The 12,848-nt window shown below is 68.6% G+C and carries 12 protein-coding genes; 5 read left to right on the top strand and 7 right to left on the bottom strand.

Features of this window, described 5'->3' with window-relative positions; translation table 11 throughout:
- Positions 1 to 24: 24 nt before the first annotated feature.
- Positions 25 to 390 (top strand): hypothetical protein, encoded by a 366-nt coding sequence (locus RNB18_RS02530; RefSeq protein WP_311712466.1) that lies wholly within the window; start codon positions 25 to 27, stop codon positions 388 to 390.
- Between the two features lie 249 nt (positions 391 to 639).
- Positions 640 to 1,545: an alpha/beta hydrolase gene (locus RNB18_RS02535; protein WP_311713006.1), complete on the top strand. Its 906-nt coding sequence runs from the start codon at positions 640 to 642 to the stop codon at positions 1,543 to 1,545.
- Positions 1,546 to 1,658: 113 nt separating this feature from the next.
- On the opposite strand, the gene RNB18_RS02540 is transcribed toward RNB18_RS02535, so the two are convergent.
- On the bottom strand, positions 1,659 to 2,702 hold the full coding sequence (locus RNB18_RS02540) for an NAD(P)-dependent alcohol dehydrogenase (RefSeq protein WP_311712467.1): 1,044 nt from the start codon (positions 2,700 to 2,702) through the stop codon (positions 1,659 to 1,661).
- 96 nt (positions 2,703 to 2,798) lie between these two features.
- Here RNB18_RS02540 and RNB18_RS02545 point away from each other — a divergent pair, with 96 nt between their 5' ends.
- Complete coding sequence (locus RNB18_RS02545; protein ID WP_311712468.1) at positions 2,799 to 3,386, top strand: TetR family transcriptional regulator; 588 nt, start codon at positions 2,799 to 2,801, stop codon at positions 3,384 to 3,386.
- A 71-nt stretch (positions 3,387 to 3,457) separates the two neighbouring features.
- On the opposite strand, the gene RNB18_RS02550 is transcribed toward RNB18_RS02545, so the two are convergent.
- The 3 genes from RNB18_RS02550 to RNB18_RS02560 all read right to left on the bottom strand — a co-directional run bounded on the left by RNB18_RS02550 (position 3,458) and on the right by RNB18_RS02560 (position 7,960).
- Complete coding sequence (locus RNB18_RS02550) at positions 3,458 to 5,815, bottom strand: arylsulfatase (protein WP_311712469.1); 2,358 nt, start codon at positions 5,813 to 5,815, stop codon at positions 3,458 to 3,460.
- A 181-nt stretch (positions 5,816 to 5,996) separates the two neighbouring features.
- Positions 5,997 to 6,929 carry an HAD family hydrolase gene (locus RNB18_RS02555; protein ID WP_311712470.1) on the bottom strand — a complete coding sequence of 311 codons (933 nt, stop codon included), beginning with the start codon at positions 6,927 to 6,929 and terminating at the stop codon, positions 5,997 to 5,999.
- Between the two features lie 77 nt (positions 6,930 to 7,006).
- Complete coding sequence (locus tag RNB18_RS02560; RefSeq protein WP_311712471.1) at positions 7,007 to 7,960, bottom strand: formylglycine-generating enzyme family protein; 954 nt, start codon at positions 7,958 to 7,960, stop codon at positions 7,007 to 7,009.
- Between the two features lie 72 nt (positions 7,961 to 8,032).
- Here RNB18_RS02560 and RNB18_RS02565 point away from each other — a divergent pair, with 72 nt between their 5' ends.
- Entirely contained in the window at positions 8,033 to 8,488 is a 456-nt protein-coding gene (locus tag RNB18_RS02565) for a VOC family protein (protein WP_311712472.1), read from the top strand.
- Between the two features lie 220 nt (positions 8,489 to 8,708).
- Entirely contained in the window at positions 8,709 to 9,353 is a 645-nt protein-coding gene (locus RNB18_RS02570; RefSeq protein WP_311712473.1) for a GAP family protein, read from the top strand.
- Positions 9,354 to 9,742: 389 nt separating this feature from the next.
- Here the strand turns inward: RNB18_RS02570 and RNB18_RS02575 are convergent, their stop codons facing one another.
- From RNB18_RS02575 to RNB18_RS02585, 3 genes are all read right to left on the bottom strand, one after another.
- Complete coding sequence (locus RNB18_RS02575; protein ID WP_311712474.1) at positions 9,743 to 11,107, bottom strand: glutamate decarboxylase; 1,365 nt, start codon at positions 11,105 to 11,107, stop codon at positions 9,743 to 9,745.
- 109 nt (positions 11,108 to 11,216) lie between these two features.
- A complete protein-coding gene (locus RNB18_RS02580; protein WP_311712475.1) occupies positions 11,217 to 11,663 on the bottom strand; it encodes a DUF6069 family protein in 447 nt (148 codons plus the stop codon).
- A 58-nt stretch (positions 11,664 to 11,721) separates the two neighbouring features.
- Positions 11,722 to 12,720: an RNA polymerase subunit sigma-70 gene (locus tag RNB18_RS02585; RefSeq protein ID WP_311712476.1), complete on the bottom strand. Its 999-nt coding sequence runs from the start codon at positions 12,718 to 12,720 to the stop codon at positions 11,722 to 11,724.
- Positions 12,721 to 12,848: the final 128 nt, after the last annotated feature.

Raw genomic sequence — 12,848 nt, forward strand, 5'->3', positions numbered from 1 at the left:
AGACGAAGATGCGATGATGTGTTCGTGGTGCCAGATGCCGAGTGGGTTCGGATTCGCAGGGGCCTGCGCTTCGGGCAGGTCTTCGAGGGCACCGTCGTGAACGTTCCTCGGCCCGGCGTGATCGGGTTCTTCGTGGACATCGGTCTGGCCGTCGGAGGCTTCGTCGATGTTGCGTTGCTTCCGGATCAGGGTGAGGACTGGCCGGCGGAAGGCACCGTCGCTGAGTTCGAGATCTGGTGGGCCGACAGCCGTCAGCAGATCCGGCTGAAGCCGGCCGATTCTCGGTATCTGCGTCGCGACTTCGCAGATTACGTTGAACGCTTCCGTCCAGGTTGGCCGTCCGAGGTTGGCCGTCCCGTCCCTGACCCCGGTTCCTCCGTCCGTCGATGAGTTGCAGGCCGCGCTTCGACCTGATGGGCCGTCGGCCGGCTCCCCATGGGGTCTGATGAGGCGGCCGGCTGCCTTGGTGTGAGTGCATGGCAAGGTGGTGCTGCGTCCACCCCTGTGGTGGTGCTGGACCGCTGGCGGGCCAAGCGGGCCGTTCATAGCGTCGTACTCATGACGAATGACACGAACGAAGAACGAACGGATGCCACCAGGCGGACGGCATTACGTGGGCTGGGACTCGCGGTGGGGGGCATGGCACTGGCCACCGGGCTCGGAACCTCGCCGGCCGCAGCGGACCCGCGTCGCGGGATCACCACCTACGTGCTGGTGCACGGCACCCACAGCGCCGGCGCGTTCTGGATGCCGATCGTGCGGGAGCTGACGCTGCGCGGTCACCGCGTCGTCATGGTGGACCAACCTCGGCATGGCGCGGAGGCTTTCGTGCCGGAGTCGTATCAGCGGCAGGACCTCGACGCGATGGCGGCCGAGCCTTCCCCGCTGAAGGGCCTCGGGCTGGACGACTACGAGGCGCGCGTCACGGGCATCGTGCGGCGGGCGGCACGGAACGGCCCGGTGGTGCTGGTCGGGCACAGCCTGGGTGGCGTATCGGTCAGCCGTGTCGGCGATGCCGTCCCGCATCTGCTTCACCACATCTGCTACATGGCGGCCTTCTGCCCCAGTCGCGTCCTGCCCACAGCGGACGCCTGCACGGCGGCACCCGAGAATGCGAACGCCGTCAGCCCGGTCGAGCTGACGGTGGGTGACCCGGACCGGCTCGGTGTGCTGCGGCTGAACTTCCGGACAGGTGACAGCCGTGAGCTGGCCCTCCTGAAGGAGATGATCTGCGCGGACTATCCCGACGCCGAATTCCGCCGGATACTGGCCGGCATGCAGACCGACGAGCCCGTCGCCGCTTATGCGGGCCGAGCGGTCGGCCGGGCCGGCAACTGGGGACGCATTCCCCGCACCTACCTGCGTTTCGGCAGGGACCGGACGATCGCCACGGCACTCCAGGACAGGATGATCGCGGAAGCAGACGCGTTCACGCCCGGCAACAGCTTCCGCGTGCACGATTTCCCCGGGGCGTCACACGTCGGCCCCCTGGATCCCGTCCCGGTCGCAGAAGCCCTGGACACGCTCGCAGGGCAGGGGGGTTAGGGCATTCGAAGAAATCGGAGGCCAAGAGTGCCCGGCCCCTTTCAAGATCTCCCATACGGTGGAGGGGGCGCCGAGCTGAACACGGCCGTACTGCGGTTCCTGGACCTCGCAGTTCAGCCCAGGTCGGACATGTCGAGTACGAGGCGGTAGCGCACGTCGTTGCGCCGGAGACGGTCGAGGGCCTCGTTCACCCGCGCCGAGGGGAGCAGTTCGATGTCGGCGGTGATGCCGTGCTCGCCGCAGAAGTCCAGCATGGCGGCGGTCGCGGGCCTGCCGCCGCTGCCTGCGGAGCTGAGCTTCTTGCGTCCCACGAGCAGGTCGGTGGTCTCCACGGTGACGGGTCCCAGGTGCCCGAGGTGGCTGAGCGTCCCGTCCATGGCGACCAGGCGCAGGTAAGGGCCGAGGTCGTGCGGGGAGGAGATGGTGTCGATGACGACGTCGAACCGGTCGCGGGCGTCAGCCATCTGTTCCGGGTCCGTGGAGACGATGAGACCGTGGGCGCCGAGACGACGAGCGTCGTCGGCCTTGTCCGGTGAGCGGCTGATGACCGAGGTGTCGGCGCCGAGCGCCACGGCGATCTTGACCGCGAGGTGGCCCAGGCCGCCCAGTCCCGCCACCGCGACGCGGGTTCCCGGACCCACACCGAGAGCGTGCAGCGGTTCCCAGACAGTGATCCCGGCACAAAGCAACGGAGCGGCGGCGGCCGGATCCAGACCGACGGGAAGTGGGTAGGCGAAACGCTCGCGGACGACGTACTCGCGGGAGTAGGCCCCCAGCGTGGTCGATCCGTCGATTCGGTCGGTGCCGTCGTAGGTCAGGGTCGGGAAGGTGTGGCAGAAGTTCTCCTGGCCGGCGCGGCACATGGTGCACTCGCCGCACGAATCGACGATGTTGCCCACCGCGACCGCGTCGCCGACGGTGAACCGGGTGACCGTGGGTCCGGTCTCGGTCACCACGCCCGTGAACTCGTGCCCCGGCACCAGGGGCCGGCCTCCTTGGCCGTCCCGAGCGCTGACGGCGTGAAGATCGGTGTGGCAGACGCCGCAGTATTCCACCCGGACCGCGAGGTCGTCGGGGCGCAGGTCGCGCCGTTCCAGTGGTGTCCGCCGTAGCGTCGTCGACGGACCTTCCACCTGCCAGCCCACGGTATTCCTCATGGCGTCTCCTCATAGACAGACTGGTTGGTCTATTTGAGAGTAGGACCATCCGACCCGCCAGGGCAAACCAACTGTTCTGTTTGGTAGCGTGGGGGCATGGCTGATCAGCCCCTGTCCTCGCGCGGAGCCGCGACGTACCAGCGCATCCTCGATGTGGCGACCCAGGAGTTCGCCGAGCACGGGATCGCCGGAGCGCGCATCGAGCGGATCGTGGCCGCCGCACGCACCAACAAGGCGCAGCTCTATGCCTACTTCGGCAGCAAAGAAGGGCTCTTCGATGCCATCTTCTTCGGCTCGCTGGAGCGGATCGTGAATGTCGTCCCGATCGATGCCACTGACCTCGCGGACTGGGCCGTACGCCTTTACGACGAGTATCTGCGCCGCCCCGATCTCATCCGACTGGCCACCTGGGCACGCCTGGAGCGACGCCCGGCCGGTCACCTGGTCGACGACCCCGACCGCCTCGACGACCGCAAACTGCGCGCCATCGCCGAGGCCCAGGCCGCCGGCCTGGTACGCCAGGGAGACCCGTTCGACGTCATGGCCATGGTTATCGCCATGTCCATGGCGTGGTCACCGGTCAGCAATGTCTACGCGGCGACCGCACAGGAGCCCCCCGAACTGCACGAGCAGCGTCGAACCCTGCTCCGGGAGAGTGTTCACCGCGCCATGAAGGCCGACTGATCCATCGGGAGTGGTGCAGCCCATCCCAGACATGCCGAGGAGGTAGCGGCGGGGCCCAGCGCCTGCCGGTGTCACTCGCGGGCCATCATCGCCTCGGCTTCGCGCTCGAGGTCCACGTAGGGCTCGCCGCTGACGTCCACCGCGACGCGGTGCAGAGCGCCGCCGGTGAAGGTCCAGGGAGCGGTGCCGGGGTAGTCGCCGGTGACGGCGTCGCCGTTGTCCCGGCCGACGTTGAGGCCCTCGCCGGCCAGGGTGAACCTGCCCGGCTGTGTCTTGATGCGGCCTTCGCCGACCTTGCGGTCGCCGTAGTAGAGGCTGAGGATGCCGGTGGCGACACCGGGTGAGTCCTCTCCGTCCTTCTCGAAGGACGCGGCCAGGATCAGCTTCTCACCGGTGGGAAGGTCCTCGCTCGCGGTGATCCGCTGCTCCTGGCTGCCGAGGAAGTTGTACACGTATCGCAGTCGACCGTCCTTGATGTAGAGGGTGTGGCCGCCGAACCGTCCGCCGTGGGCGAAGAGCACCCCGGACGCGCCCGGCTCGGGCAGGTCCACCAGCGCGCCGATCGCGTACGAGCGGTTGCGGATGTTGACCGCCACCGACTCCGGCACCTCGGAGCCGCCGGGCCGGTAGACGTAGCGGTTGCGGTGCGGGGTCAGCTCGGGGCGCGGGGTCATGAGGATTTCCAGCGCCGAGCGGTCGTCCAGGGGGAAGGCCTGGTTGACGCCCGCCTCGTAGAACCACAGGGCGATCAGCTGAGTGAGCTTCTCGGGTTCCTGCTCGGCGAGGTCGTGCACCTCCGCCCGGTCCACCTCGGTGTGGTAGAGCTCCCAGGTGTCCTGGTGGAAGCGGCTCCAGCCGCTGATCGCCGGGTGGGTGGTGACGGCCTTCCAGCCGTTGTGCCAGATACCGCGCGTGCCGAGCATGGAGTAGAACTGCGTGCTCTTGGCGGACGGAATGGTGGCCGCGTCGAAGCTGTAGCGCATGCTCACCCCCTGAAGGGGGATCTGGGTGTGGCCCTTGACGGTCTCCGGCAGCTCGAATCCCAGGCAGTCGAGCACGGTGGGGACGATGTCGACCGCGTGGTGGTACTGCTGGCGTACCTCGCCGCGTGCCTTGATCCCGGCCGGCCAGGAGATGATGCACGGGTCGCAGGTGCCGCCGTTGAAGGAGTAGCGCTTCCACATCTTGAACGGCGTGTTGAAGGCCATGGCCCAACCGTTCGGATAGTGACCGTAGGTCTTGACGCCGCCGATCTCGTCGATCATCGCGAGGTTCTCCGCCACGTCGTCGGCGACGTTGTTGAAGAACTTGTTCTCGTTCACCGAGCCGTTCGGCCCGCCCTCGCCGCTGGCCCCGTTGTCCGAGACCACCACGAAGATCGTGTTGTCCAGCTGGTCGATGTCGTCAAGGTAAGCCAGCAGGCGGCCGATCTGGTCGTCGCAGTGCGAGAGGAACCCCGCGTAGGCCTCGGCCATGCGGGCGAACAGGCGCCGCTCGTCCTCGTCGAGTTCACTCCACGGGCGGGTGAAGTCCAGCGGCGGGAACGGTTCGCCCCCGGGGCCGCTGCGCGTTTCGGGTGTACCGATGGGATTCAGCGGGGGAAGTTCCGTGTTCTGCGGGACCAGGCCCAGCTCCTTCTGGCGCGCCAGGATCTGCTCGCGCATGGCCTCGTAGCCCTGGTCGAAGGCGCCGCGGTAGCGGTCGATCCATTCACGGGGCGCTTGGTGCGGGGCGTGGGCGCAACCGGGCGCGTAGTAGAGGAAGACGGGCCGCTCGGGGGCGATGGCCTTGACGTCGTCGATGTACTGGATCGCCTTGTCGGTGATGTCGGTGCTGAAGTGGTAGCCCTCCTCGGGGGTGGCGGGCGCTTCGACCGGATGCTGGTCGTGGATCAGGTCCGGGTACCACTGGCTCGTCTCGGCGCCGAGGAAGCCGTAGAAGCGCTCGAATCCCCGCCCGGTGGGCCAGTTCCGCTTCGTGGCGGCGAGGTTCATCTCATCCTCGGGGCACAGGTGCCACTTTCCGGTCAGGGAGGTGCTGTAGCCCTTGTCGACCAGGATCTCCGCGAGGGTGGCGCACTCGGACGGAATGTGGCCGTTGCCGCTGGGAAAGCCGATCGCGGCCTCGCTGATGCAGGCCATGCCGTTGGTGGTGTGATTGCGCCCCGTCAGGAGGGCGGACCGGGTCGGCGAGCACAGCGCGGTGGTGTGCCACTGGGCATAGCGCAGGCCGTTGGCAGCGAGCCGGTCGATGTTCGGAGTCTCGATGGGGCCGCCGTAGCAGCTCATGGCACCGAAGCCCACGTCGTCGAGGACGATGTACACGACGTTGGGGGAACCCTCCGGCGCCTTGGGCTGCGCATAGGGAGCCCAGTCGGGTACGGAGTCGCGGACGTCGAGGTTGATGATGCCCCGGAACGTCTGAGCCATGGCCCGTCTCCATCTCTCCAGCAGAGTGCGTGCCAGGCCGCAGGGATCGTACTGGCAACCTCTCGCAGTCTGTTCGCGGCTGAGATGCGGCGCTTGTTCAGACGGGCACTCGGGTGACCGCGTGGCCTGCAGGTGGTGGGCCCTCTCCTGTGCTCGGTGAGCCGCCGGTTCCCCCGTCCGTTCAGGGGGCGTCGGGGTAGAGCCGGGCCCAGTCGTTTCGGACACTGACGGTCAGCCATGCGTGCCGCCCAGCCTCGGCCAGGGCCCGCTCCGCGCCTGCGTCGTAGGGGATGTCGTCCCGGGTTTCGTCGTCGTGGTGGATGAGGAGGGCAAGGCCGTGGCGCGCTGAGCAGGCGTACATGAGCATCTCCATGTCCCCGTTGGAGTTTCCGCAGGCCAGCACCGGGCGGCGGCCCAGTCTGCTCCAGATCTGAACCGGTTTCTCCGGACCGTCGTCCAGTACACGGATGGCGTCGCCGTACACGACGGTCCGCTGAGTGACGGACCAGCTCGCATCGGCGGTGGACCCGATGACCTGCTCGGGCCGGACGCCGTACACCTCGGCGGCGATGACCCGCATGAAGTCACGCCCGCCGCCGGAGACGATCACCGTGGAGAATTCCCTTTCCCGCAGGTAGGACAGAAGTTCCAGCATCGGCTGGTACGCGCAGGCCGCATAGGCACGCCGCAGGACCGGGTGCTGAGCGGTACGGAAGAAGTCCCGCATCATGTCGGCCACCGTGTCGGTGTCCAGGCCCCGTTGCGTTGCGATCACCGCCTCGGCGAGGACGGGCAACCGGGTGTCGTCCCCGGCGTAATGGTCCGCGATCACCGAGGCGATCCACGACGGGTCGCCCGCGAGCACCGAGGCGTACGGTTCATGGTCTGCCAAGGCGGGATCGGCCTGAGCCATCTGCCGCCACCGCTCGGTCAAGTAGTGCAACTGCACAGGCATCGGCCGCTCGGGCCACAGCGTGCCGTCGTTGTCGAAGACGGCGACCCGATCGGGAGGCTCGAGGAAGTTCTCCCCGGGAGTCGTCACCTCCTCGACGAAGCGCAGCAGGGCCGTGCGGGTGCGACCGTCCCGCCATGACGGAAGAACTGGATGACTCATGAGTGGATCCTTGGGTCACTGGTGAGGATGCGGGGCAGCGGGCGCGGAGTGGGGCGGGGGCGGTTCGCCGGGCGCGGTCAGCGAAGCACGCAACGGAAGCCCAGATGACAGGTGGCGCTGTCCTCGGACTGGCCCTGGCGGGCGGCGGGGCGGTAGCGCAGGCAGTAGTTCGGGGCGCACAGGTGTGAACCGCCCTTGATGACACGGCGGGGGAAGCGGTCGGCACCGGCCGGGGTTTCGGCCTGATGGTCAACCCGTGGATTCCGGGGTGCACAACAGGTCTGGGGGGCGGTATCGCGGTGGCGCGGGGTGAAGTAGTCGCAGGTCCACTCCCAGACGTTGCCGGCCACGTCGTACAGGCCGTAGCCGTTGGGCGGATACGTACGCACCGGGGTGGTTCCCGGGGTCGTCCGCGCCTTGCCGGCCGGCACGTATTGCCAAGGGAAGGTGCCATGCCAGGTGTTGGCCATACGTCGGCCCTTGGGAGCGAACTCATCACCCCAGGGGAAGACCGCCGACTCAAGCCCACCGCGGGCGGCGAACTCCCACTCTGCCTCAGTGGGCAGCCCTTTACCGGCCCAGGCGGCGTAAGCGTCGGCGTCCTCGTAAGCCACCTGGGTCACCGGGTGCAGCTGCTGGCCGTTGAGGGTGGTGTCACTGCCCAGCGGGCGGCGCCAGCAGGCGTCCGGGGCGTAGGACCACCACTGGCGCCAGTCGTCAAGGTCCACCGGCCCCGGCGTCATACGGAATACCAGTGCCCCGGGGACGAGTGCGGCAGGTTCCGCGTCCGGGTAGTCCGCCGGGTCCAACGCACGTTCGGCCACCGTGACGTAGCCGGTGGCCTTCACGAACCTCCGGAACTCGGCGACGGTGACCGGATGGGCATCCATCCAGAAGCCGTCCACGGTCACCGGGTGCACGGGCCGCTCCTCGGGATAGAAGTCGGCCGCCCCCATCAAAAACGTTCCGCCCGGGATACGGACCATGCCGCGGGTCGAGGACGCCGTACCGGGCTGTGCCGCCATGCTCATGGCCCTCACCGTGCCTCAGCCCTCACCAGCCTGAAGGCAGCGACGCGCTTGGACGTCGTTTCCCTCGGTGATGTGCGGCTGAACGGAGGCGTGGCCGGCCGGCCTTGCAGCAGCGAAACGGGGCAGCAGCACCGTATGAAGCCGCAACCGCGTTTCACGCTGGCCGCGACCACTCTTGACGCACCGGACGCCCACGAGTTGGCGCAGTTCTATCAGGGGCTGCTCGGCTGGCCGACGCGGAAGGAGGAACCCGGCTGGGTGGAGATCGCTCCACCCGATGGCGGTCCCGGGCTGTCGTTCCAGACAGAGCCACTCTTCACCCGCCCACGGTGGCCCTCCACACGGTCCGAGCAGCAGATGATGATGCATCTGGACATCGAGGTGAACGATCTGTCATCAGCCGTCGAGGATGCTCTTGCCCTGGGGGCGACGGTGACGGACTTCCAGCCTCAGGATGATGTACGCGTCCTGTTCGACCCGGCGGGCCACCCGTTCTGCCTCTTCGTACGCACCGGCCCGAGCGCCTGACAGGCTGGGTCAGGCGGACGGCCCCGGCTCCCCGGGCCATGCTCGCCAGGGAGCCCGTCGGGCAGCCGGTGCCGCCATGCGGGCGTGGCCTGCTTGACCAGCCGGGCCCCCGCCTGCACAGTCGGGATGCGGCACCGCAGCGGCAACGCCTCGAGCTGCCGACCGGTCCCGCTCATCCACCGGTGGCACACGGCCCTGATACCCAGGAGCGGCTGATCCGATGGTCCTCGACCTGGTTGTGATCGCTACGGCCGTCACCCTGGGGCCGTTGCACAACAGCGCCTTCATCCTGCTGCTCTCCTCACGGCACGGTGTTCGCCTGGGCCTGGCGTTCCTGTTGTCGTGGCTGGCCAATCTGATCGCGGTGATCGCCTGCGTGGTGCTGCTGACCGGTGGTCAGCCCCCGGCTCGTCACAGCGTGCCCTCGACCGCCGCCATCGATGCGAAACTCGCCATCGGCCTGGCTCTGGTGCTGTACAGCGCACACCGGCACTTCCGGCCGCCCCGCCCGCATGGCCCGCCACGCTGGACCGCCCGGATCGACAACGCCTCCCCGGCCACGGCAGCCGGCCTGGCATGGCTGCTGCAGCCCTGGGCACTGGTCGGCGCCGGCGCCGCGACCGCCGTCGACGCGAACCTCTCCACCTTGGCCGACTGGCTCGCACTGGCCGGCTACTGCCTGCTGGCCACCCTCAGCCTGATCGTCATGGAGATGTACGTGGCCCGGGCGCCCGCGGTCGCGAACGCCCGGTTGAGCGCCCTGCGGGACTGGCTCGCACAGCACCAGGAGCAGCTGATCGTCACGTTCGCCCTGCTCCTCGGCCTGTGGCTGACAGCTCGCAGTATCACCGAGCTGGTCTCCTGAGAGGGACGGTCCCGGCGGCGGCACCACCGCCGAACGCGTCCACGGTGGCATCTTGTGGGAGGGCTTCGGCGGCTGTCCCGTGAGGGTGACGGCACCGCAGGTTGTCCATGACCCAGTGGCGGCGAGCCAGTCCGCGGCTTCGACGTCGGTCCCGAGCATCACGTGCGTCTGGTGGACGGTGCCGGCCTGGACGACGAGACCGTCGTCGGCCCGGTGCTCCGCAAGCTGTCGCTGATACGAGGCCGGTCGTCACGCTTGATCGGCTGCAGGGGGGGGGAGTGGTGCAGCGAGCAGGTGCGGGCCAGCGGCTCGCAGCCTTGCAGGCGGCGCTGCTGCAGCTGGGGTCGCCGATGGCCGGCCGCCCGAAATTCCCGCTCCGTCGCAGTGCGTCAGTAGCCGGTGCCGCGCTTGACCTGGGCCCGCTCGATCCCGTGGGCCGCACCCTTGTCGTCCAGCGTGCGACACGCGTCGGCGATGTCCTGGCTCAGCCGCTCGACCTGCTCGCGGCTCAGGGTCTCCTTGACCAGGGCGCGCAGGATCTTCACCCGCTCCGCGTTGGGCGGGAGCGTGTACGCGGGCACCATCCAGCCGCGTTCGGCCGAGAGCTGCCAGGCGATGTCGGACTCGTCGTAGGCATGCTGGCCGGCGAGACGGAAAGCGACCAGCGGCAGCTGCTCGAGGTCGCTTCCGATCACTTCGAAGCGGCCGCTGCTGCGCAGGTTGTCCGCCAGCGCGCGGGCGTTCTCCTGCATGATCTTCATGACGTAGGTGTAGCCCTGGCGACCGAGCCGCACGAAGTTGTAGTACTGCGCGAGCACCATCGACGCACCGGTGGAGAAGTTCAGCGTGAACGTCGCGTCGGTCTTGCCCAGGTAGTTCTCGTAGAACACGAGGTCCTTGGCCAGGTCGGACTCCTCACGGAAGACCAGCCATCCGATGCCGGGGTAGACCAGGCCGTACTTGTGTCCCGAGACGTTGATCGAACGGACCTGCTCGAGCCGGAAGTCCCACTTCGAGTCCGGGTAGAGGAAGGGCCACACGAAAGCGCCGCTGGCGCCGTCGACGTGGATCGGGATGTCGAGGTCCCGCCTTTTGCGGATGTCCCGCAGGAGCTTGTCGATCCCGACGACATCGTCCTTGTGGCCGGTGAAGGTGGTGCCGAGGACGGCGACGACACCGATCGTGTTCTCGTCGAGATGGGGCTCCACGTCCTCGGGGCCGATCGTGTACTTGCCCTCGGCAAGCGGCACGATGCGCGGCTCGACGTCGAAGTAGCGGCAGAACTTCTCCCATACGACGTGGACGTCTCCGCCGAAGACCAAGTTGGGGCGGTCGGTGGACAGGTTCGCCGCCTGGCGGCGCTCGCGCCACTTCCACTTCAGCGACAGTGCGCCGAGCATGATGGCCTCGGACGAGCCCTGGGTCCGACATCCCGTCGTCCTGCCCGGCGCGTGGAAGAGGTCGGCGAGCATGCGCACGCAACGCTGCTCGATCTCGGCGGAGATGGGGTACTCCGCGTGGTCGATGAAGTTGCGGTGGAGGTTCTCGGCGATCAGTCGTTGGGCCTCGGGCTCCATCCACGTGGTGACGAATGTGGCGAGGTTGCGCTGGGGGTCGCCCTCCATGGCGAGATCCACATCCACGAGCCTCATTGCGTCCGTCGCGGCCATGCCTTCCTCGGGGAAGGTCTCCGAGGGAGCGGGCGCAGTCAGGAATCGGTTACCGAAGAGAAGTGCATCGTCGCGCTTGGTCATGCGGCGATTCAAACAGCGCGGGAGCGTTCCGCTGGCGAGGGACACACCCCGCACCGAGAGCTGGTGCGCGATGAGGGCCAGGCCGACGCGCTGTCCCGTGGCGGGATCGTCAAGCGGTCCGGGTGCGGAGGCTCCGCGCCAGGGTGGGGATCATCACCGTCGCAGGGACGAGGTGCAGCCCGAGGAGGGCGGTGGTGGTGGCGGTGTCGGCCCCGGAGAGGAGGGGCGGGACCAACGAGATCGCGGTCAGCGACACCGCCGTCCACACGAATCGCTCGGCGGGACGAGCGCTCCAATGAAGAAACGCGACGGCAATGACGACGCCCACGACCGAGAAGAAACCGGTCACCACGGCGAACCCGGACAACGGGATCGCCTCGCCACCATCGGGTACCTCGAAGTCGACGCCAAGGGCCTGGGCAAGCGCCGCGGCGAGGGTGGTGGCCACCCATGCCGCGAGCGTGGCAAGGAAGCCGGTGACGGCGAGCCCGCGGAGTCGGTGGGTGCGGCTGGTCTGGCCCGATACCGGGCCTGTGCCGACCCCGCTGTCATTCATGCTGTTCATCTCGTTCCGCGTCAGGCGCGTCACCGCGCAGCGCGAGCGTCCAGCGGGACTACTCCGCGCCGTCCGCAGCCAGGCGCTCCGGCAGCCCGAGCCGCGGGAACTGGTCGTCGTGGAAGATGACGATCTCGGTGATGGCCCCGCCGGTGATGCGCAGGACGTCGATCGTCAGCGGCAGGTATGCGCCCTCCTGCTCCCGCCAGAGGTAGAAGGCGAGGGCGGGCTGCCGGTTCACCGAGGTGAGGACGCAGCGCAGGCGCCCCAGGTCCGCGAACCCGTCCTCGACCCAGTTGTTCACCACCGCGTCGCGACCGGCGTACAGGCCCGGGGTGGGCGGCATCGAACAGCGGACGTCGTCCCGCAGCATGGCAGCGAGACCGTCGACGTCCTTGGCGACGCTCGCGTCGGTGAAACGGCGCACCAGCTCGCGCGTCTCCGGGTCCTCCTCGCCGCCGGTCCAGTCCTGCCGCTCGGCGGGAAGGTGCTCCCGCATGCCGGCGCGGGCCCGCTGCAGCGCGCTGTTCACGGAGTTGACGGAGTCCCCGAGGAACTCCGCGACGTCCTTGGCCGGCCAGCTGAGCACGTCCCGCAGGATCAGCACGGCCCGCGGGCGCGGCGCGAGGTGTTGGACCGCGACCAGGTACGCCAGCTCGATCGTCTCCCGAGCGACGGCGACGGTCTCCGGCTCGTCCGCGCCACCCGCGGGCAGCTCGTCGAGCAGGCGGTCCGGGTAGGGCTGCAGCCACAGCACCTCGCCACCGGTCGCAGGCTCCGGGCGGCACTTGGCGAGCAGGTCCAGGCAGGCGTTGGTGGCGATCCGGTACAGCCAGGCCCGGAACGTCGACCGCCCCTCGAAGGTCTCCCGTCGCCGCCAGGCACGGAGGAACGTTTCCTGCACGGTGTCCTCGGCGTCCTCGAACGACCCGAGCATCCGGTAGCAGTGCACGTGCAGCTCCCGCCGGTGCCGCTCGACCAGCCCGGAGAACGCCGGCTCGTCGACCTCGCTCAGCCCGCTCACGCCCAGCTCCTCCAGCCGTGTGTCCGCACTCATCACGTCATCCTTACGCCTCGTCGTGTCCCGTCGTAGGTGTGACGGGTACGGGCGCGAAAACTCATCACGCGACTTGCTCGTCCAGATGCTGGGCAGTACCACTGACCCGGGAGCCGGCCCCGGGTGCT

Source organism: Streptomyces doebereineriae, from assembly GCF_031845645.1.
Lineage (GTDB): Bacteria > Actinomycetota > Actinomycetes > Streptomycetales > Streptomycetaceae > Streptomyces > Streptomyces canus.